At 67.9% G+C, this 22,054-nt stretch carries 15 protein-coding genes; 10 read left to right on the top strand and 5 right to left on the bottom strand.

Features of this window, described 5'->3' with window-relative positions:
- Positions 1-15: 15 nt before the first annotated feature.
- The 9 genes from OHA30_RS26625 (at position 16) to OHA30_RS26585 (ending at position 14,002) form a co-directional block, all read left to right on the top strand.
- A complete protein-coding gene (locus OHA30_RS26625; protein ID WP_328916410.1) occupies positions 16-1,164 on the top strand; it encodes a hypothetical protein in 1,149 nt (382 codons plus the stop codon).
- Positions 1,161-2,297 carry an AAA family ATPase gene (locus tag OHA30_RS26620; RefSeq protein ID WP_328916409.1) on the top strand — a complete coding sequence of 379 codons (1,137 nt, stop codon included), beginning with the start codon at positions 1,161-1,163 and terminating at the stop codon, positions 2,295-2,297. Before OHA30_RS26625 ends, OHA30_RS26620 begins: the two co-directional genes overlap by 4 nt.
- Complete coding sequence (locus OHA30_RS26615) at positions 2,294-4,906, top strand: TniQ family protein (RefSeq protein WP_328916408.1); 2,613 nt, start codon at positions 2,294-2,296, stop codon at positions 4,904-4,906. The genes OHA30_RS26620 and OHA30_RS26615 overlap by 4 nt, the downstream gene beginning before the upstream one ends.
- A gap of 113 nt (positions 4,907-5,019) precedes the next feature.
- Complete coding sequence (locus OHA30_RS26610; RefSeq protein WP_443045036.1) at positions 5,020-6,558, top strand: ISL3 family transposase; 1,539 nt, start codon at positions 5,020-5,022, stop codon at positions 6,556-6,558.
- 238 nt (positions 6,559-6,796) lie between these two features.
- Positions 6,797-8,161 carry a hypothetical protein gene (locus tag OHA30_RS26605; protein ID WP_328916407.1) on the top strand — a complete coding sequence of 455 codons (1,365 nt, stop codon included), beginning with the start codon at positions 6,797-6,799 and terminating at the stop codon, positions 8,159-8,161.
- A 53-nt stretch (positions 8,162-8,214) separates the two neighbouring features.
- A complete protein-coding gene (locus OHA30_RS26600; protein ID WP_328916406.1) occupies positions 8,215-8,355 on the top strand; it encodes a hypothetical protein in 141 nt (46 codons plus the stop codon).
- Positions 8,356-8,680: 325 nt separating this feature from the next.
- The gene (locus tag OHA30_RS26595) at positions 8,681-9,580 is read left to right on the top strand and encodes a radical SAM protein (protein ID WP_328916405.1); all 900 of its coding nucleotides are present in this window, start codon (positions 8,681-8,683) and stop codon (positions 9,578-9,580) included.
- Positions 9,577-10,011 carry a DUF6375 family protein gene (locus tag OHA30_RS26590; RefSeq protein WP_328916404.1) on the top strand — a complete coding sequence of 145 codons (435 nt, stop codon included), beginning with the start codon at positions 9,577-9,579 and terminating at the stop codon, positions 10,009-10,011. The genes OHA30_RS26595 and OHA30_RS26590 overlap by 4 nt, the downstream gene beginning before the upstream one ends.
- Positions 9,998-14,002: a hypothetical protein gene (locus tag OHA30_RS26585; RefSeq protein ID WP_328916403.1), complete on the top strand. Its 4,005-nt coding sequence runs from the start codon at positions 9,998-10,000 to the stop codon at positions 14,000-14,002. Before OHA30_RS26590 ends, OHA30_RS26585 begins: the two co-directional genes overlap by 14 nt.
- A 364-nt stretch (positions 14,003-14,366) precedes the next feature.
- Here OHA30_RS26585 and OHA30_RS26580 read toward each other — a convergent pair whose 3' ends face one another.
- Entirely contained in the window at positions 14,367-15,251 is an 885-nt protein-coding gene (locus OHA30_RS26580) for an NAD(P)H-binding protein (protein WP_328916402.1), read from the bottom strand.
- A gap of 152 nt (positions 15,252-15,403) precedes the next feature.
- Between OHA30_RS26580 and OHA30_RS26575 the strand changes: the two genes are divergently transcribed.
- Complete coding sequence (locus OHA30_RS26575; RefSeq protein WP_328916401.1) at positions 15,404-16,381, top strand: LysR family transcriptional regulator; 978 nt, start codon at positions 15,404-15,406, stop codon at positions 16,379-16,381.
- Positions 16,382-16,457: 76 nt separating this feature from the next.
- Here OHA30_RS26575 and serA read toward each other — a convergent pair whose 3' ends face one another.
- The 4 genes from serA to OHA30_RS26555 all read right to left on the bottom strand — a co-directional run bounded on the left by serA (position 16,458) and on the right by OHA30_RS26555 (position 21,874).
- Complete coding sequence (gene serA, locus OHA30_RS26570; protein ID WP_328916400.1) at positions 16,458-18,050, bottom strand: phosphoglycerate dehydrogenase; 1,593 nt, start codon at positions 18,048-18,050, stop codon at positions 16,458-16,460.
- 260 nt (positions 18,051-18,310) lie between these two features.
- Positions 18,311-19,309, bottom strand: a complete 999-nt coding sequence (ilvC, locus tag OHA30_RS26565; RefSeq protein ID WP_328916399.1) for a ketol-acid reductoisomerase — start codon at positions 19,307-19,309, stop codon at positions 18,311-18,313.
- Between the two features lie 136 nt (positions 19,310-19,445).
- Positions 19,446-19,973, bottom strand: coding sequence for an acetolactate synthase small subunit (ilvN, locus tag OHA30_RS26560; RefSeq protein ID WP_328916398.1), 528 nt, complete (start codon positions 19,971-19,973; stop codon positions 19,446-19,448).
- A 29-nt stretch (positions 19,974-20,002) separates the two neighbouring features.
- Positions 20,003-21,874 carry an acetolactate synthase large subunit gene (locus tag OHA30_RS26555; RefSeq protein WP_328916397.1) on the bottom strand — a complete coding sequence of 624 codons (1,872 nt, stop codon included), beginning with the start codon at positions 21,872-21,874 and terminating at the stop codon, positions 20,003-20,005.
- Positions 21,875-22,054 lie beyond the last annotated feature (180 nt).

Here is a 22,054-nt window from a genome sequence, read left to right as displayed (position 1 = left end):
GTTCCGTCGGCTGTGGTGGTCGACGCGGAGAAGCTGGTGGACCGGGACGGGCAGCCGCTGCTGCCGACGGTCGCCACGGAAACAATCATCTTCGACCACGGCAAGGTCTACCTCTCGAACCACATCAAGAGCGTCTGTGCCAAGCTCCGGATCTCGCTGCAGCCCGCCCGTCCCAAGACTCCGACCGACAAGCCGGTGGAACGCTGGTTCGGCACCCTCAACAAGGGCATCCTGGCCGCACTGCCCGGATACAAGGGCTCGGATGTGCACAGCCGCGGCGAGAAGGTCGAGGACGAGGCGTACTTCTTCATTGACGAACTCGAAGCGATCATCCGGGAATGGATCACCACGGTGTACCACCGGCGCCACCACCGAGGGCTGTGCATCCCGGAGGTGCCGGGGCTGAAGCTGAGCCCGCTGGAGATGTTCGAGCACGGGGTGACCCGGGCCGGCCCGCTGCGAATCCCCCTGCGGCCCCATCTGGCCCTGGACTTCCTCGAGGAGTTCCGCGTCCCGATCCACCACTACGGCGTGGAGGTCGACGGCCTGCGCTACAACGGCGACGGGCTCAACGGCCACCGCAACCAGCCCAGCCCTTACCGGGGCGTTGACGCCGGGAAGTGGCCGATCGCCGTCGACTCCGGCGACATCACCAAAGCGTACTTCCAGGACCCGCAGGAACGGACCTGGCACGTCCTGGACTGGGAGCATGCGGCAGCTCTCGATGGCCCGGTGAGCCGGGAGGCAGTGGTCTACGCCCGCAGGCTCGCCAAGAAGATGCATCGGTTCCCGGATACCAAGCGTGCACTGATCGAGCTGCTGGACCGCTGGGGTGCGGGACTGACTCGGGACCGTACCGAACGCCGGATGGCGCTGCGGCTGTCGCAGGATCGGCTGCGCATGGTCGGCGAAGATGAAGCGCCGGACGAGGCGGACGTGGTCGCCTCGCTGCCGTCCCTGCGGCGTGTGGCGGCCACTGGCGGGCCCGGGGCCAGCAAGGACGAGCCGGGGCATGCGAACCTGCGGGCCGTCGCAGCCACGGAACAGGTTCCGGGTGGCGACGATGACGAGGACGACGAGCTGGAAGCGGTCTTGCCCGGCGAGGAGGACATCGTCGCGAACGACGACGAGGACTACTACGCCGATGTCTGGGAGAGCCGTTGAGTACGGCCGAGGGCCTCGTGCCGTTCGAGGGCGATGACCGCCAGTACTCGCCCACCCGGCTTGCGGGCTGGCTGCAGGAGGTCAACGGCCCGGACCGCATCAGGCCCAAGCAGCTCACCCGGGCCCAGATCGCTGGCCTCTCACCGCGGGATCTGTTGGTGCACAACGATGGCCGGGAGGTCTGGCACGCCAACATCGGCCCGATCGACACGCCCCAATTCCTCGCGCTGCACGATGAGCTTGCGGAGATCGTGGAGTCGAACCGGCACGACGGCGACAAGACCAAGCCGGCCGCGCTGGTGGACGCCTATCCGGGGCTGGGGAAGAGTACGGCAGTGCGGGCTTACGGCTGCGGCCTCTACCGCAAGCAGGTCGCCCTGCGAGGGGAGACCACGCCCAGCGGGGACCGCAGGGTCCCGGTGATCTACATCGCTTTGAGCGGCAACACGCAGATCCGCGGGCTGAATGCCTCGATCTGCCGCTTCTACGGCCTGCCGGTCACCGGGGACGCCGACACTCTGGCCGAGCGGGCCGTCGATGCGGTGCTGAGCATGAAGACCACCGCGATCATCGTGGATGATGTCCACTTCCTGGCGGGTTCGAGAACCAACTCATCCAGGATGGCCAACCAGTTGAAGTATCTGTCCAACGTCTTCCCGGTCACTTTGATCTATGTGGGTGTCGGAGTCCAGCACCGCGGCATCCTCAAGGAAGGCATGGGCCACGGTGGCTCTCTCTTCGCCCAGTTCGGGCGCCGCACCACCCCGCTGACCCTGCGGCCTTTCGATGTCGAAAGCGAGCAGGGCCGTCTGGAGTGGAGGACGCTACTGAAGACGATCGAACAGCAACTGGTCCTCGCGGAGAAGTTCCCCGGCATGCTGGCCGAGGACCTCTCGGACTACCTCTACGCCCGTTCGACCGGGCACTTCGCCTCGCTGATGTCGCTGATCAACCGCGGCTGTCTGCGGGCGATCCGCCGCGGTCACGAGCGCCTCGACGAAGACCTGATGAACCGGGTCAAGAACGACGCGGCTGCGGAGGAGGCCCGCCTGGAACTCGATGCCGCAATCAAGGCAGGGCTTTTGACCACGCGACCCGGCATGCGCTCACCGTCCCTGAAACGGCCGGCATGACACTCTGGACTCCCGACCGCATCCCCCTCGTGGTCACGCCGGCGCCCGGCGAGGCCTTGGAGAGCTGGATCGGCGCCTACGCACGGCGTCTCCGTGTCACCGACAGCGTCTTCCTCGAATCCGTCGGGCTGCCCGGCGCCCGCACGTCACACCTCGCGCTACGGCTCATCTCCGACGAAGCGGCTGCCTTGGAGCGGGCCACCGGCGTCGAACGGCAGGCACTCACCAGCATGACGCTCGAACCTTACGACGGACTGGCAGTGGCGATCCTGCCCGACCGGCGCAAGCTGGCCAGACCACCGGCCTGGAGATTCAGCGGAAGCCGAGCCCGCTACTGTCCCGGGTGCCTGGGCGATTACGCCGGCCGTGGGCCGGTCTTCTGGCGCCTCCCGTGGGCTTTCGCCTGCATCACCCACCACACACTGCTACTGGACTTCTGTCCCGACTGCCGTCAGCCCCCGCACCCCTGGAAGGCAAGACGGCTCGGACCTCGCACAACGGGCACTTGCACGCGAGCCCACAGCGGTCTCGGCCTCAGAGCGGCCTGCGGAGCCGACCTCACGCAGGCCCGGGGCACCCCGCTGCCCGCCTCGGGACTCGTACTGGCCGCCCAGCAGCACATCACCACCCTGCTGAACGGCGAACCGGCCGCACGGCCGACCGCGCTGGCCGAGGTCAAGCAGCTCTACGCTCTGGCCTGGCGCATTTTGCGTGGCCTGCACACCATCGCGGACCGGGCGCCGGAAATCGTACACACCGTGATAACCGAATGCGGCGGAGAGCTGCCGGAACTGACCAGCGAGGACGTCGGGCACGACGCCCACAACGCCGCCGTCGGCACCGCACTGGCCCGCATCGCCCTCCACCCCGGCCATGCAGACCACGAGGCACTCTTCGAGTGGGTCCTCGAAGCCGACCGCTCGCTGCTGAAGACCTCGAAGAACAACATCGGAGCGATGGCCGACCGATGGACCTGGAGCGGTCCCGAGCTGGTTGGGCGCGTGCTGGCCAAGCTCGACCCCCGCGCCACCTTGCACGCCCGACTTCGTTACGCCAGCGCCAGCCCCCGACCGCGCTGGCCGGACCTCCCTGCGGACGCCATCACCCGCCGGGCGACCATGATCCCTGCCATGCTCTGGCCCGGGTGGACGATGCGCCTGCTCCCACGGCCCAAGAACAACAAATACCCCCGCGCGGGCACGTTCCGCCGCGGCTGCAGCAGCTTCCTCCTGCTTCCCGGCGGACCGCCCCAGCTGAACTTCGAACGTGTCGGCCCACTCCTGGGCAACCAGGAGATCAACACCGACCGCGACAGCATCGAACGACGCCTCTACCTCGATCACGATCTGACCCCACTGGCATCAACTTTGGCCCAGCTCGCCCGCGCCTTGGACCAGCACGGCTCCCCTATCGACTACGCCAGACGGCGATCCACCTTCACCAGCACCACGGTCACCCTCGATCTCGATGCATACGCCCGGCTATGCGCGCAGCAGGGCTGGAACCCCGGCCAGCGACATCGCGTCCTCCTCATGCGTGCGTATCTCCTGATGCTGCTGACCGGCGAGGTTCATCCCCCGCCCGAAGGGGCGTCCTACCGATTCACATGGCACTGCTCGGAGTTCCGGTTCCATGCGCCCCGCGCCCTCCGCTCGTTCCTCCGCCAGCAGGCCGAAGACAACCTCACCCACCACAAGATCATCGAGCCCGTCACCTGGGAACCACCCGATGCCTGGGTGACCGCCGTCCGATGGCCCGGTATCTCCCCCACAGACATCGTCAAGGACGAATTCCGCGATCTGCTCGCAACGTCCGGCACCGTCCACGAGGCCGCTGATGCTCTCGGCCTGACCACAGAACACGTCCGCCTCTACTGTGACCTCACGGAGACCGGCGCAGCCACCCCCAGCGACGTAATCGGCAAGCACCTCAGCACACGCACAGTGAGAACGGTCAAGACCCGCGAGGGCACTCTTGCCCGGGACCGACTCCACGACCTCTACGTGAACCAGAAGCTGGAACTCACGCACATCGCCAACCTGGCATCCTGCAGCCCCGACACAGTCCGCCGACTCCTCCGGCAAGACGGCATCCCACTCCGCCCCCGGCCACGACGAATCCCGGACCGCCCTGACATCACCCGCGAATGGCTCCACCATGAGTACATCGAACGCCAACGCGACATCGCCAACCTCGCCCGCGAGCGCGGCGTCACTCACTACCACCTCGCCAAGATGGCCAAAGCCTGGGGCATCACGATCCGCCCCTCCGGGGGCCAGTGCTACAACGCCGTCGGACACCTGAACCTTCACCTCCCCTTGTCCGAGGACATGCGCAAAGTAGTCATGACCTCGCAAGCCCTCAGCCGACTGCGAGCCATCACCCAGATCCCCGGCCACCCCAGCTTCGCCGCCGCGGCCCGGAGCGACGGCTCCGGGACCGACAGCGCGCTCCGCCAGCGAGTCATCGGCATCGAAAAGGCAGTTGGCTTCCAGATCTTCGATCGCTCCACCAGACCCCTCGCCCCCACCGAACGCGGACAGGAGTTCCTCCGCGAAGCCGCCCAAATTCTCCGCATCGCCGACGCAGCCCGTCTTCACCAAGAGTGATCAACCTCGGCGCCCCACCTCTGCTGCACGCTCGTCAAGATCGGGTGTGTCATGAATTAGGCTCTGTCCCGTAATCGGTGGTAACGAAGGGTGACGGCCGTCGTTGGCATGGTGTGCGCGATGTCAATGAGCTTGTGGCTGTGGTGTTTTCAGGGTTGTCGGCCCTGGTCATCGAGGGCGTGACGGACGAGGGCGAGGTCATCCGGGTTTCGGCGCGGACTCGGGACTATCCGGTACCGTGCCCCGCGTGCGGGACGCGAACAGCGCGGATGCACGGGTTTCATGGGCGGGTGATCGCGGACGTGCCGGTGGACGGACGGCGGGTCGTCGTCTCGGTGCGGGTCCGTCGCCTGGTGTGCCCGGTGTCCGGCTGCCCGCGGCAGACGTTCCGCGAGCAGGTTCCCGGCGTCGTGGAGCGCTACCAGCGCCGCACCAACCGCCTGGCCGACCAACTCGGCTCCGTTGTAAAGGAGTTAGCAGGCCGGGCGGGCGCCCGCCTCTCCCGCGTCCTGGCCTGCGCAGTCTCGCGCTCGACCGCCCTGCGCATGCTCATGCGCCAGGCAGTGACGCCGCTGCGCGTCCCGCGCGTGCTCGGCGTCGACGACTTCGCCCTCAAACGCCGGCATCGCTACGCCACCGTGATCATCGACGCTGAGACCGGCGAGCGGATCGACGTCCTGCCCGACCGCACCGCCCAGACCCTGATCGCGTGGCTGCGCGAGCATCCCGGGGCCGAGTACGTCTGCCGTGACGGCTCCGCCTCCTACGGCGAGGCGATCCGCCAGGCCCTCCCCGAAGCGGTGCAGGTCAGCGACCGGTGGCACCTGTGGTCCAACCTGTGCGGCAAGGTCCTGGCCGAAGTCCGCTCCCACGCCGTCTGCTGGGCCACCGCAGTGAACCCCGCCCGCCCCGGAGGCGTACGCGAGCAGACCACCCGCGAGCGCTGGCAGCAGGTCCATCACCTGCTCGACAGGGGCGTCGGCCTGCTCGAATGCGCCCGCCGCCTCGATGTCGCCCTGAACACCGTCAAGCGGTACGCCCGCATGAAGGAGCCCACCACCGAGCGCCGCGCACCCCGCTACAAGCCCACACTCGTCGACCCCTACCGCGACCATCTTCGCCGCCGCCGAAACGAAGACCCCGCTGTGCCCGTCACCCACCTCCTGCACGAGATCAGGGAACTCGGCTACACCGGCAGCGCCAACCTGCTGGTCCGCTACATCACCCAGGGCCGCGCCGAAGGCGACAAGCCGGTCACCACCCCGCAGCGCTTCGCCCGCCTCCTCCTCACCCGCCCCGAGAACCTGCGCGACAAGGACGCCGCACTCCTCAGGGAACTCACCCGGACTTGCCCCGAGATGACCGAACTCGCCCGCCTCACCGGCGAGTTCGCCCAGCTACTGACCCCAGCGGACGGCAACGACGCCAAGCTCGGCGAGTGGATCACCACAGTCCGCGCCACCGACCTGCCCCACCTGCACTCCTTCGCGAACGGCCTCGAACTCGACCGTGCCGCCGTCGACGCCGGACTCACCCGCCCTTACCACAACGGCCGCACCGAGGGCGTCAACACCCGAACCAAACGGATCATGAGACAGATGCACGGCCGAGCCAGATTCCCCCTGCTCCGCCACCGCATCCTCCTCCAATGATCACTACACAGCGCTACCACCGATTACGGGACAGAGCCTAAATCCTGATAGACCCTCAAGATCTACGAGCACCACCGCTGTCCGGGACCACCATTACCTTGGAGGCGGGACACCGAGATCCGGGGGACCAGCATCACGGCGGTGATACAGATCACATTGTGGCGATGAAGATTTATTGCCGGAACGGCCTGCTCCCGCCACCAGGAAGTAGAGACACTTCCGAATCAAGGAGGGCCGAGTGGCCACGTTGTTCCCCCTTCTGAAGACCGTCCCCACCTCCCCCAGCCTGGGAAAGGTGTTGGCCGGCATGTCACCGGCGCTCAAGTTCACCGCTGCGGGGTCTGCGCTTTCATCCATGGGCGCCGCGAACATCGTCGGCGGGCAGCTCGCTGAGGCAGTCGGCAAGCAGCTGACTGGTCGCCCGCCGGCGGTCAGCATCGCCTCCACCGCGCTGGAGAAGCTGTCCCTCATCGATACGCCCGCCACCCGGCTCGCCAAGACCGGCATGATGGGCAGCAGCCTCGTCTCGCTCGGTCTGAAGCTGCCCGAGTACAACCCATTCGGCGACACGATCGCCTCAATCGGGTTCGCGAAGCTGACCGGCAGTCGCCTCACCGACTCATCACCGGTGTTCCGTATCTCCTCCGCACTGAAGGAGCTGTCCCTGTTCGACACGAGCATCGCCCGGCTGAATACGCAGTTCACCGCTCTGGACACCCTCGCCGACGCGATGAACAACTTCGCCCGCCGGTCACCGGCGTCGATCCTCGGCTCTCCTGCGCTGGACAGGCTGGCGCTGTTCGACACGCCAGCCGTCCGGCTGGCCTCGACCGGAGTCATGAGCAGTGGCCTGGCCTCGCTCCGCCTGAGGATGCCCAAGTTCAACCCGCTCGGCGACGCGATGGCGTCGGCCTGGAACCGTGTCTTCGCCATGCCTAATCTGACGGGTGTCGGCCTGCTGCGAGGACTCCCAGACGGGTTGCTGCAACCGCTGCGATCCATCACCCGGCTGATCGAGAGTCTTGGGGCGCCGATCGTTTGGCTGGCAAGGGCTGCTCTGGATGCCTACCTGCACGACGACCACGAACCGATGCGCGAGTTCCTCTACACGCACCTTCGTCTCCGGCCCCCCACGGAGGACCATGCCCAGGCCCTGGCTATGGCGCTGATCCTCCGAGAGTGGGAGAACCAGGTCGACCTCCAGGACGCCGACGCGGTCCGTGCCGTTCTGCGGCAGTGCGCCCGGGAAGGCAACGACCTGGACGGCGATCACCAGGTCATCGGTCACAGGATCGGCCACATGGAGGAGGGGATCGACCTACTCTCCCCCGAGCCGGGGCCGGAGGCCCTGGCCATCGCCTCTGTGATGCCATGGGCCGAGCACTTCGACAACCGACACGTCCGCTATGCGACCAGGCGATTGAAGGACACGGAGCAGCGAGTGGCGCGCGTCTGGGCCGAGAACGCCCCGATCAACTGGCGCCAGGCACCCCAGCTCGACGGCCAGGACGTCGCCGTCGGCGAGCGGGTACGGCGCAAGCTCCTGCGGCTGGGCGACGACATCGTCGCGCGGGCCAAGGCTCACATCCCGGGGGCAAACTGATGGCGAGAAACGACAGGTCTCAGGAGCCGCTGCTGAGCCTACGCTCCGCCGTGGTGTTTCTGATCAGTCTGCAGGCCGCCGCGGCGGCCGGGTTCCTCACCTACACCTCCGGCAACCCGCTGGCCACCGCCGCGCTCGCCGGAGGAGCAGCCTTCGGCGCCACAGTCGCCTTCGCGCGCTCGGCGATCGGCTGAGTTGGTCGCAGGCAGAGCCTCATGGCAAGCCAAGCCATGCGAAACAGCCCTGGGGCGCCCTCCATGAGGGCGCCCCAGGGGCCCAGTCCGATCAACCTGAGCACACTTTGAGTCTTGGCCAGCGTGCTGGCGAGCAGGCGGGCGAGAACGCCCACGTCGCAGGTGCTGTCTAGCAAATGATCAACCTCATGACCCGCCGACTGACCGGTGAAACCACTCCGACCTGGCACGGAACCGGACCATCAGAACCAGAGATGAAACGCCAGCAAGCGATATTCTCCGTTCACACCTCGCCGCCGCTGGCCTTGGTGGCATGATGTCGTCGATGCCGTGCAAGATCCGCCTGTCCGCTTGTGGCGTTCACCTGTTTGACCGCGCCTCTGGGATGAACGTCCTGCTCGATGAGGTGCCTGTCGCTGCTGAGCAGTTCTCTCCCGCACCGCGGTACCTGTCTGTTGCCTTGACGAATGCGTGCGAGCTCCACTGCCTGTACTGCTACGCGCCCAAGCATGCTGCGGCTCTCAACCCCGAGAACGTACTGGCCTGGGCGGTCGAGCTCGATGCGGCCGGGTGCCTGGGCGTCGGTTTCGGAGGCGGGGAGCCGACCGCGTACCGCAGGTTTTCTCAACTGTGCGCGGACATCACCCAGTCCACGTCGATGGCGGTGACGTTCACCACGCACGGGCACCGGCTGACGCCCGACTTCGCCGAGTCTCTGCGCGGCGCCGTGCACTTCGTCCGTCTGTCGGTCGACGGAATCGGACCCACCTACGAGCGGCTCCGCGGCAAGCCATTCACCTCCGTGGTCCGCGCGGCCTCTCTGCTCGCCTCCCTTGTCCCGTTCGGAATCAACACGGTGGTCAACGCCGACACCGTCGATGAACTGGACGACGTCGCCAGGTTCGCGGCCGATGTCGGCGCCTCCGAGCTGCTGCTCCTGCCGGAGCAACCGACTGCGGCCACCCCTGGTATTAGCGAGGCCGACGCTCAGCGCCTCGTCGAATGGGTCTCGGCTGCCAGGGCCGGGGTACGCCTCGCGATCTCCCGCACCGGCCTCGAAGCGGCGCTGCCCGTCGCGGAGGCCCTCCCGGGGGAGGATCCCTTGGAGGCGCACATGCACGTCGACGCTGCAGGGATCCTACGCCCTCACGCCTACGCTTCCGCGGGAACACCGGTCGGCGCCTCCATTATGGATGCCGTCCAGGCGCTGAGAGGAACACGATGAGGATCTGGAACGGATACGGCTCGGAACACTCGATGAACCTCGTCATGATCGGCCGCTTTCAAGAAGTAACCGGCGCGAAGGCGGCCGAGGAATGTATGAAGGCACTGCAGGAACTCGCTGAAGGCACCTGGTCCGACGACGATTGGCGCAGCCACGATGAGCGCATGCCCCGCGAACTTGGCGACGCACTGGGCGAAATGAAGCTATACGACATGGGCCGCTCCGACGTCGACAACTACGCGTTCGACCACAGCGTCACCCGCAACGCCGAGACGGTCAGGCTCTGGACCGATGAGTCCGACGTACAGGGGTTCTTGAAGGTGCTCCTCCACTATGGCGCGAAGGTCGAGGTGTTCTCCCGTCACGAATGGAACGAGGACGCGACACCGAGGTCGGATGTGCGCGAGCGGAGCGACAGTGGATCTGACTGATCTCGATCGCCTGCCTGGTGCCGCCGACCAGAACTTCGAAGCCCTAACGCGGGCGGTGGTTTCCCGGCGCTACGGCGCGCTGGGAAGGATGCGGGAGCGACGCAACCAGCCCGGCGTCGAGTTCTACCTCTGCGTCGACCACGTCGGTGCCCTGGGAGATCCCGGCAGGGTCTGGGGCTGGTCGTGCAAGTGGTTCATCCTCAATGGCAAGAACCAGCTCACCAGCCGCCAACGTGAACTGATCGAGGACTCACTCAAGCTGGCGGTCACGCACGTCAAGGGGCTAACCGATTTCGTTCTCTGTTTGCCACAGCGGCCGGCAAAGAGCGATGAGGAATGGATCGACAGCCTCCGCCAAGGAACCGTCAAGGTCAAGCTGTGGTGCGCCGAGAACTTCGACGCCGAACTGGCCGGGCATGACGAGTTGCGCGCCACCTTCTTCGGCGAACTCACCCTCACCCCAACAGCGCTGGAACACGCTCACGAGCGGTCCGTTGCGCCCGTCCGTCTCCGATGGATGCCCCGCCTGCACACCTCCACCTCAGCGGAGCACCACATCGACCGGGCATTGCTGCGCCCGGCGGCATTCGACTGGCTGCAGCAGCGTACCGATGAGGTTGAAACCCGGGCTGACGCGCTTCGCATCGCTCTCGACAGCCTAAATTCGGACTCCCGCGTCGATGCCTCAGTGGTCGCCGACGACCTGGACCGGTTCGTCGCGGAACTGAAAGAGATTATCGACGCCGGCAGGAGTCTTCGCCCCGGGGAGGTCCGTGAACGGCTCGCCAACCAGCAGCCACCAGCGACTTCTCCACGCGCGCTGAAGCGCCTGGTAGCCAAGCTGCGGAGGTATCAGCGACCCGAGGCCCTGCTGGTGACCGGTCTTGGGGCGGAGATCCGTGACATCGTCCAGTGGATCAGCACCACGCGGGCCGATGCCGATGCGCCGCTGCTCGCCGTCGCCGCCGCCGCCGGACAGGGCAAGACGCATCTCTCTGCACAGATGACCGCACCGACCGGCCGACCAACAGCAGGGGTGTTCGTCCAAGGCGGCAGCTTGCAATCGGGCGGCTCTCTCGACGACCTCGCGCGTCGGATCCCCGGGGTGAAGGCCGACCGTATCGAGGGGCTCTTGGAGGCGCTTAACTCGACTGGCATGCGCGCAGGTTGCCGTATCCCGTTGGTCATCGATGGGCTGAACGAGGCCGAGCGGCCACTTGGATGGCGCAGGCTGCTCGCCGAGCTGGTGCCGGCGTTGGGCGACTACCCCTACGTATTGGTCATTGTCACCCTTCGCAAAGCACACGCCGACCAGCTTCTCCCTGTGGGCACTGCGCGGCTGGACCTGGAGTGGCAGCAAGCGGAAGTCGTCGAGATCCTCAAGGTCTACTTTCGCGAGTACAAGATCAATCCGTCCGATGCCTGGCTTCCGACGGTCGCCTTCGGCAGTCCTCTGTTCGTGCGCATGTACTGCGAGGCCACGAACCCCAAACGACAGACACCGGTGGGCGCGGAAGCGCTGCCTCAGTCCCTGGTCGGTGTTTTCGAGCTTTATCTCGATGGTGTGGCCGAACGCCTGGCCTTCGACCCGGCGCGCATTCACGTGCCCGCTGACCAGATCAAGCGCCGCCTCGCGGACCTCGCCAGGCACATGTGGACTCATCAGCTCCGCCGTCTCCCATCCGACACGGCCAGAGAAATCCTCGATGCGGGCCAGCCGAACTGGGACGAGAGCCTCTTCCGGCGCCTTGTGGAGGAGGGTGTCCTGATCCGCCAGGAGACGGAGGGCTTCGACGACACCGAGTGCGCATTTGCGTTCGACCGGCTCGCCGGATATCTGATCGCCGAATCGTTCTTGGTACGTATGACCTACGCCAGTGTCAGCAGGCAGCTCGCGGAGCCGGATCTGTGGAAACGCCTCCTTGGCGAGCAGGCGCACTCCCTCGGCGAGGATGTCACCATCGGGCTGATCGGCCTGCTCCCACGCCGCTTCACCAAGCTTCATCTTTGGCGCGCGGCGCCAGCCGAGCACCGCGATTTCGTGCTCACCTGCGAGCTCGCCACCGAGTCCGGCTTCCTGGATGACGAGACCGTCAGCGCTCTCGAGGCCCTGATCGGCACACGCTGGTCCGGTACGTCCGGCAACCGTCATGTGTTCGATCGCCTGTGGGAGGTCCGCAGGTCTGCCCAGCACCGCCTGAACGCCGTATTCCTTGATCGGGTGCTTCGGCGGATTCCCCTTGCGCAACGCGACCCGTACTGGACCGAATGGGTCCGCGGTCAAGCCCCAGGAGTGCTTACTACGGCTCTGGAGCGGGCGGTCAGCCGATGGGACGGCCGGGCAGGCCGCACCGAAAGCGACGACTTGGACGCGCTGGCCATCTCCTGGCTGCTGGCCTCAACTGACACGGTCTTGCGTGACCTCGCCACGAAGGCCCTCCAGCGGTACGGCCGGCCGGAGCCCAAGCGGCTGTTCGACCTCGCGGCCATGATGCTCGAAGTTGATGACCCCTACATCGTCGAGCGTCTCGTCGGTGCCGCGTTCGGTGCCGCCAGCACCCACCAGATGCCGGATCCCGCAGGGGCGTTCGAGCCGGCGCTGCGAGACTGGCTGGCGCAGCTGCACGACAGCTTCCTCGAGGGCGGGTCCATGCCCACCTCTCACGAGCAGTTGCGCGGCTACGTGCGGGCGACCTTTGAGTTCGCTGTCGCTCTCCACCCCGCCGCCGTCCCGGACAATGTTGACGCCCGCGCCCTGAAGTTTGCCGCCGCGGGGCCCGCCAATGTGATGGCCGACGACGATCCCCATGCAGGGGAATGCGACCGCACCATGGGCATGGATTTCGAAAACTATGTCATCGGCGCTGCAATCAACAACCGCGGCAACTACGACTACACCCACCCAGACTTCCGTCAGGCCCGCGCCGAAGTCAGGGCTCGTGTCTGGGAACTCGGCTGGCGCAGCGACGAGTTCGGTAGCCTCGACGAGGGCATCGCCATGAGTGCAGAGCGTCGTTACGGCTCTTCCAGGAAGGTGGAGCGTTACGGCAAGAAGTACAGCTGGATCGCCTATCACGAAATGGTCGGCCGTCTCGTGGACGCCGGACGGGCACCGGCGCCCTTCGGGGAACCGGAACGCTTCATGCCCGATATCGACCCGGGCTTTCCCGACAAGCCTCCTGCCGCGCCCGTGCCCCTTCCGCCGTGGGCATCCGTGGAGTCCAGGGACCATCAGACCTGGGTCACGTCAGGAAGTGTGGCAGTCCCCGACCGCCTGTGGTCTCCGGTAGAGATCCATGGCTTGGACGACGGCTGGCTCCTGGCCGAGGGCTACCTGGCCCACGAGCATGAAGGCCGGACGGTGTTCGGTTTCTTCCGGACCCTTCTTCTGGCCCCCGAAGATGCCGAACGCGCACGGCAGTTCGCCGCAGAGCAGGCCTATCCGGGAAACGACTTCTTCCCCTCACTGCCGACGGCTCGCGGCGTTCTGGCCACTGAGATGCCCTGGAGCTCCAGGTTTGACCCAGCTTTCGCCCCCGAATCAGCCGCTTCCCCACAGCCGGAAATTCGGCGGCATTGGCAGGACCATGAAGGCATCGGTTTCGATCAAGTCGCTGTGGAGTTCTCCTCCGACAGTGAATCGGAGAGTGCTCTGGACGGGTCGTACAATGTGCCGTCCTTCGAATTCGCCGCCCGGTTCGGCTTGCGTCAGTTGCCCGGCACCCTGGACCTCGTGGGCTTGGACGGCCGACGCGCCTCTGCGGCCTTCAGCGTGGACAAGCCCTGGCGCGGGCACCTGCTGTTCCTGCGCCGTGACGTCGTCGAGAGCTTCGCCGCTGGCCGCCGGATCATGCAGGTGGCGTGGGGCGAGCGCGAGGTGGCCGTCGACTGGCACGCGCCCCCTTCTTGGGTGCGGGAGGCCCAGCGTGACTACACGAGCGTGTGGCGCCATGTCCGGCTGCTCAAGCCGGTCAGCCCACCCTCGTCCTGACCGTCTGCCACAGCAACGGGTCTCCAGAGATAGGGGCACCCACGCAGGGAAGCCTGCCGCTGCCGAAGGCCGCGCCTGGGGCCCGTCACAGTGGCAGTACCGTCCCTGACCGAGGATGCCTCCGCACCGACATATGGACCGCTTAGCACGCGGTCAGCCGACCTGACGCCCGGCCGAACGTCGGGAGTGCGAATCACGGGGCCTCCACTACTCAAAGTGACCGCACTCAGTATTCTGGTAGCGGTTTTTGCTCATGATCAGCCGACACGAGCAGTGCTCATCACTCGCGCATTCCGACGTTTCCGCAGGAACTCGTGCTCACGATCTCGCGCTCCCTACACCTCGGGCCTTCGGTCGCGGCGGGTCAGGCGAGGACGGCCGGCCTGAGCACGTCCTCGCACCACTGGCGGAAGCCGGTGGGCGTACTGGACCGGGCGGTGCGTGGCACGGCGTTGTCCAGCCCGGCGTCCTTGGCCAGCGCCATGTCCAGCAGACCCTGGGCCACGGCGTCGGACATTCCGAACTGCGTCATCCGGGCCTTGAAGTCCGGGCCCGGTACCTGCTGGAAGCGGACCGGGCGCTGGAGCACCTCGGCCATGATCCGGGCCATGTCGTCGAAGGAAAGGTCCTCGGGCCCCAGCACGGGCACCTCCTCGACGCCGCTCCAGGTGTCGTCGAGCAGGAGTTCCGCGGCCACCGCGGCGATGTCGCCGACGGCGCAGGTGGGCATCGAGCGGCTGCCGGAGACGGGCGAGGTGAAGATGCCCCGGTTCTTGATCAGCTCCGTCTGGCGCAGCAGGTTGTCCATGAACGAGGGCATCGTGAGCGCCCGGTAGCCGACCCCCGTGGCGGCCAGCAGGTCATCCATGGCGAGGGACGCGGTGACGTGTCCGGCGTGGTCGGCCATGGGCGTTCCCCGGCCGAGGGCCGAGACGGCGACGACCCGCTTGACGCCCTGTGCCTTGAGGGCCGCGCTCGCCGGCCGGCTGAAGTCCGTGTACGCGGCGTCGAGGCTGGGCGCGCGGGGGTCCGGCGGTACCAGCCAGAAGACGGCGTCCGCCCCGGCGAAGGCCTCGGTGACCACCTCGGGGTCTCCGTGCGAGCCCTGGACGACCTGGACCCGGTCGCGCACCGCGGCGGGGAGGCGGGAGGCGTCGCGCACGATCACCCGGACCTGCGCTCCGGCGGCCAGGAGGCGGGCCAGGGCCTGCCGGCCGATCTGGCCGGTGGGGGTGGTGATGACGATCATGGGAAACCCCTGACAGAAGTGCTGTGGGAGGGCGGGCGGGCCGGCCGTGTGACGCGGTGGTCCGGGCCCGCTCGCCGGTGACGTTCCTCAGTGAAGCCGCAGCGGCGGCGGATCTGAAGGACCGATCACAGCGCCACTGATACCGTGGAGGTATGAGTGATCTGGAGGTCAGACAGCTCCGGTATTTCGTGGCCGTCGCCGAGGAACTGCACTTCGGACGGGCGGCGGAGCGGCTGGGCATGGCGCAGCCCCCGCTGTCGCGGGCGATCCGCGAGCTGGAGCGGCAGCTGGGCGTGACACTGATGGAGCGGACGACACGCCGGGTCGCCCTCACCTCCGCCGGCGAGATCCTGCTGCGCGACGCGCGGACGGCGCTCGACGCGGTCACGGCCGCGGCCCGGCGGACCCGGCGGGCCGGGCAGCCGGAGCCCGGGCTGCGGCTGGCGCTCAAGGCCGACTACGACGGTGGGCTGCTGCCGCAGATCTTCGCCGCTTACCAGAACGAGGCGGCCGCCCTCCCGGTGGAACTCATGCTGGGCGGACGCGGGGATCAGGAGCCGGCGCTGCGCGACGGCAGCGCGGACATCGCGCTGCTGCCCGGACCGTTCGACGACCGCGGCCTGGATGTGGAACCGCTGCTGACCGAACCGCGCCTGCTCGCCGTCGCGGCGACCGATCCGCTGGCCGCGCACTCCTGCCTGCGGCTGGCCGACCTCGCGGGGAGGGTCCTGCCCGACGGAGGCCCCGCGGACCGGGAAGGACTCCCCCCGGTCCCCGCCGTCGAGCCCCGCGACGACGACCGGCGGCCCGCGTCCCACACCCTGGTGACGCCGGCGCCCCGCCGGCTGGACCTGGCCCAGATCTTCAACCTGATCGAACTGGGCACCATCGTCTGGTTCCCGCCGGCCTCGATCGCCCGGCGCCACCCCCGGCCGGACATCGCCTACCGGACCGTCAGCGACCTCTCGCCCCTCGAACTCGCCCTGGCCTGGCCCCAGGAGTCCCGCTCCCCGGCCGTCGCCGCCTTCGTCCGTACGGCCACCGCCGTCGCCGCGGCCGCCTACCCCGAGGACCGGCCGCCCGTCACCCCCACGACGCCGCCGGGCCGGCCCACCCACACCCCCGCCTGACGCCGGCCCCTGAACGCGTCGGCCCGCCTCCCCCGGTGCGGGGAAGGCGGGCCGACGGCTGTGGTGCGGGGCCGGGTCAGTCCGTGAGGTTGACCGCGCGGGCCGAGGTCGCGCCGATCTCCGCCGCGATGTCCGACAGGACACCGGTCGGAATGGACGAGTCGATGGTCAGCGCGACCAGCGCGTCGCCGCCGGCCGCCGCACGGGCGACCTGCATGCCCGCGATGTTGACGCCGACCTCGCCCAGGATGCGGCCGAGGGTGCCGACCACGCCGGGACGGTCGGTGTAGCGGAGGAAGGCCATGTGGTCGGCGAGGACCAGGTCCACGTCCTCGTCGCCGACCGCGACGATCTTCTGCACATGCTTGGGGCCGGCCAGCGTGCCGGAGACCGAGACCTCGGTGCCGTCGGCGAGGGTGCCGCGGACGGTCACCAGGTTGCGGTGGTTGGGCGACTCGGAGCTGGTGGTGAGGCGCACCTCGACCCCGCGCTCCTGGGCGAACAGCGGCGCGTTGACATAGCTGACCGTCTCGGCGACGACGTCCTCGAACACGCCCTTGAGCGCGCTGAGTTCGAGGATCTTGACGTCGTGCTGGGTGATCTCGCCGCACACCTCGACATCGAGGCGGGCCGCGACCTCGCCCGCGAGCGCGGTGAAGATCCGGCCGAGCTTCTCGGCGAGCGGCAGACCCGGCTTGACGTCCTCGGCGATGACGCCGCCCTGGACGTTGACCGCGTCCGGCACCAGCTCACCGGCGAGCGCGAGCCGCACCGAGCGGGCGACCGCGATACCCGCCTTCTCCTGGGCCTCGTCGGTGGAGGCGCCCAGGTGCGGGGTGGCCACCACGTTGTCGAACTGGAACAGCGGCGAGTCGGTGCACGGCTCCTTGGAGTAGACGTCCAGGCCCGCGCCCGCGACCCGGCCCTCCTTGAGGGCGGAGGCCAGCGCCTCCTCGTCCACGATCCCGCCGCGCGCCGCGTTGACGATCCGCACGGACGGCTTGACCTTGTGCAGCGCCTCGTCGCCGATCAGCCCCAGCGTCTCGGGCGTCTTGGGCAGGTGCACGGTGATGAAGTCGGACTGTTCGAGCAGCTCGTCGAGCGAGAGCAGCTTGACACCCATCTGGGCGGCGCGCGCGGGCTGCACATAGGGGTCGTACGCGACGATCTTCATACCGAAGGCCGACATCCGCTGGGCGACCAGCACACCGATCCGGCCGAGGCCGACCACACCGAGGGTCTTCTCGCTCAGCTCGACGCCGGTGTACTTGTTCCGCTTCCACTCGCCGTTCTTCAGCGCCGCGTTGGCGGGCGCGATGTTGCGGGCGGTGGAGATGAGCAGGCCGCAGGCCAGCTCGGCGGCGGTGACGATGTTGGAGGTCGGCGCGTTGACCACCATGACGCCGGCCTTGGTGGCGGCGGCGACGTCCACGTTGTCCAGGCCGACGCCCGCGCGGGCGACGACCCGGAGTTTACGTGCGGCCGCGACGGCCTCGGCGTCGACCTTGGTGGCGCTGCGGATCAGAATGGCGTCGACATCGGCGATGGCGGACAGCAGCTCGGCTCGGTCCGCGCCGTTGCAGTGCCGGATCTCGAAGTCCGGGCCGAGCGCGTCCACCGTGGCGGGCGACAGCTCTTCTGCGATGAGTACGACAGGCTTCTGGCTCACGTGGTCCTCACTTGTCCTTCTTAGGCGGCCGGTCCCGTTCGACCGCTCCAGGCAGGAAATCCACCTTGCGGGGTGCTGGCTTGCCGCGTGGAAGACGCACGACGCTGTGAGCCTGACGCGCTTGTTAAGGCAGTGTATCGGCGCCCTGAACGGCGGCCTTCGACGAAATGGAAGGATCACCCGGAGGGGTTCTTCGCTTCGTACAAAGCCCCGGGCGGCAGAGCCGCCCGGGGCCGGTGGAAAAGGTGTCGAACCGAGGCTTACGCCTCTTCGTCGACCCAGCTCATGAGCTTGCGGAGCTTCCTGCCCGTGGTCTCCAGCAGGTGGTCCTCGTCGGCCTTCTTGTACTCGTTGTACTTCGGCAGGCCGGCGTTGTACTCGGCGATCCAGGCGTTGGCGAAGGTGCCGTCCTGGATCTCGGCGAGCACCTTCTTCATCTCGGCCTTGGTGTTCTCGTTGATGATGCGGGGGCCGGTGACGTAGTCGCCCCACTCGGCGGTCTCGGAGACCGACCAGCGCATCTTCTCCAGGCCGCCCTCGTACATCAGGTCCACGATGAGCTTGAGCTCGTGCAGGCACTCGAAGTACGCGATCTCCGGCTGGTAACCGGCCTCGACCAGCGTCTCGAAACCGGCCTTGACCAGCGCGGACGTACCGCCGCAGAGCACGGCCTGCTCGCCGAAGAGGTCGGTCTCGGTCTCCTCGGTGAAGGTGGTCTTGATGACGCCGGCCCGGGTGCCGCCGATGCCCTTGGCGTACGACAGCGCCAGCTCGAAGCCCTTGCCGGTCGCGTCCTGCTCGACGGCCGCGATGCAGGGGACGCCGCGGCCCTCCTCGTACTGGCGGCGGACCAGGTGGCCCGGGCCCTTGGGGGCGACCATGCAGACGTCGACGTTGGCCGGCGGCTTGATGAAGTCGAAGCGGATGTTCAGGCCGTGGCCGAAGAACAGCGCGTCGCCGTCCTTGAGGTTGTCCTTGATGGACTCCTCGTACACACGGGCCTGGATCGGGTCCGGCACCAGGATCATGATGACGTCGGCCTCGGCGGCGGCCTCGGCGACCGACACCACACGCAGGCCCTGCTCCTCGGCCACGGCCTTGGACTTGGAGCCCTCGTGCAGCCCCACGCGCACGTCGACGCCCGAGTCACGCAGCGACAGCGCGTGGGCGTGGCCCTGGCTGCCGTATCCGATGACCGCGACCTTGCGGCCCTGGATGATGGACAGGTCTGCGTCGTCGTCGTAGAACAGCTCGGCCACTTCGGGTCTCTCCTTGGATCGGTTGTACGGCCCACCGTACGACGGGCGGGCGAAACTGGTTTCGGGGTCTCGCTATGCGGATCGGGTCGCGCGGGGCCGGCGGTGGCCGCCCGCGCGACCCGGGGTACCGGGCGGCTTACGCGGAGCGGTCCAGCGCGCGCAGGCTGCGGTCGGTGATGGAACGGGCGCCGCGGCCGATCGCGATGGTGCCGGACTGGACCAGTTCCTTGATGCCGAAGGGCTCCAGCATTTTGAGCATGGCCTCCAGCTTGTCCGCGCCGCCGGTCGCCTCGACCGTGACGGCCTCCGGGGAGACGTCGACGGTCTTGGCGCGGAAGAGCTGGACGATCTCCACGATCTGGGAGCGGGTCTCGTTGTCGGCCCGCACCTTCACCAGAACGAGTTCGCGCTGGACGGCGGCGACCGGGTCGAGTTCGACGATCTTCAGCACGTTCACCAGCTTGTTGAGCTGCTTGGTGACCTGTTCGAGCGGCAGTTCGTCGATGACGTTGACGACGATCGTGATGCGGGAGATCTCGGGGTGCTCGGTGGTGCCGACCGCGAGCGAGTCGATGTTGAAGCCGCGGCGGGAGAACAGGGCGGTGATCCTCGCCAGGACACCGGGCTTGTTCTCCACCAGGACGGAGAGCGTGTGCTTGGACATGATTGCGGGGTTCCTTCTCTCGTCCTGGCTCAGTCGTTGACGTCGTCGCCGAAGTCCGGACGGACATCGCGGGCGGCCATGATCTCGTCGTTGGAGGTGCCGGCGGCGACCATCGGCCAGACCATGGCGTCCTCGTGGACGATGAAGTCGACGACGACCGGGCGGTCGTTGATGGAGTTGGCCTTGGCGATGACCGCGTCCAGCTCGTCGGGGGACTCGCAGCGCAGACCGACGCAGCCCATGGCCTCGGACAGCTTCACGAAGTCCGGGATGCGCGTGCCCCGGTTCTCGATCGAGCCGACCCCGCGGGTGGAGCCGGGCACGCTCTCGGCGCCCGAGTGCAGCACCGTGTTGGAGAAGCGCTCGCCGTAGAACAGGTTCTGCCACTGGCGGACCATGCCCAGGGCGCCGTTGTTGATGATGGCGACCTTGATCGGGATGTTGTTGAGCGCGCAGGTGACCAGCTCCTGGTTGGTCATCTGGAAGCAGCCGTCGCCGTCGATGGCCCAGACCGTGGCGTCGGGCATACCGGCCTTGGCGCCCATCGCGGCCGGGACGGCGTAGCCCATGGTGCCCGCGCCGCCGGAGTTGAACCACATGGACGGCTTCTCGTACTTGATGAACTGCGCCGCCCACATCTGGTGCTGGCCGACGCCGGCCGAGAAGAGGGTGTTCTCGGGGGCGAGCTGGCCGATCCGCTCGATGACCTGCTGCGGGGAGAGGCTGCCGTCGGCGGGCTGGTTGTAGCCGAGCGGGTAGGTCTCGCGCCAGGAGTCGAGCTGCTTCCACCACTCGGTGTAGTCGCCCTTGTGACCGGCCTCGTGGTCGGCCTGGACGGCGACGATCAGATCGGCCAGCACCTCGCGGGCGTCGCCGACGATCGGCACGTCCGCCGTGCGGTTCTTGGAGATCTCGGCCGGGTCGATGTCGGCGTGCACGATCTTGGCGTGCGGCGCGAAGGTGTCCAGCCGGCCGGTGACCCGGTCGTCGAAGCGGGCGCCGAGCGCGATGATCAGGTCGGACTTCTGCAGGGCGGTGACCGCGGAGACGGCGCCGTGCATACCCGGCATGCCGATGTGCTGCGGGTGACTGTCGGGGAAGGAGCCCAGCGCCATCAGGGTGGTGGTGACGGGGGCGCCGGTCAGCTCGGCGAGGATGCGCAGCTCGGCGGTGGCACGGGCCTTCATCACCCCGCCGCCGACGTACAGCACCGGGCGCTTGGCCTCGTTGATCAGCCGGGCGGCCTCGCGGATCTGCTTGGCGTGCGGCTTGGTGACCGGGCGGTAGCCGGGCAGGTCCTGCTGGGGCGGCCAGCTGAACACGGTCTGGTTCTGCATCGCGTCCTTGGCGATGTCGACCAGGACCGGGCCGGGGCGGCCGGTGGCGGCGATGTGGAACGCCTCCGCGATGGTCCGAGGGATGTCGGCCGCGTCGGTGACCAGGAAGTTGTGCTTGGTGATCGGCATGGTGATGCCGCAGATGTCCGCCTCCTGGAAGGCGTCGGTGCCGATGGCCTGGGAGGCGACCTGGCCGGTGATGGCGACGATCGGCACCGAGTCCATGTGGGCGTCGGCGATCGGCGTCACCAGGTTGGTCGCGCCGGGGCCCGAGGTGGCCATGCACACGCCGACCTTGCCGGTGGCCTGGGCGTAGCCGGTGGCGGCGTGGCCCGCGCCCTGCTCGTGCCTGACCAGGATGTGGCGGACCTTGGAGGAGTCCATGAGCGGGTCGTACGCCGGCAGGATCGCGCCACCCGGGATACCGAATACGGTGTCGGCGCCGACGGCCTCAAGGGAGCGGATGAGGGCCTGTGCGCCTGTCATCCGCTCGGCGGTGGCGGCGGGGGCCGCGCTTCGGGTCCGCGGCTGCGGGTGGTGGGACCCGGTGGCCTGCTCGGTCATCTGCGTTCTCTTCTCTCGAAGATGAGGGTTTGTCTGGGTACCGGACAACAAAAAACCCCTCGTGCCGTCAGGCAAGCGAGGGGAGCGCGCCGGTGGGTGCGAGGCGATGAGAGCCTCGGTCAGCCGACGCGCTTTCCAAGTACGAGAATTCGGGTGCGCATGGGTTTGACCTTCCTCCCG

It is taken from the genome of Streptomyces sp. NBC_00223, from assembly GCF_036199905.1.
Lineage (GTDB): Bacteria > Actinomycetota > Actinomycetes > Streptomycetales > Streptomycetaceae > Actinacidiphila.
Note: the sequence above shows the minus strand (reverse complement) of the source record. Positions and strands in the feature narration are given on the sequence as shown.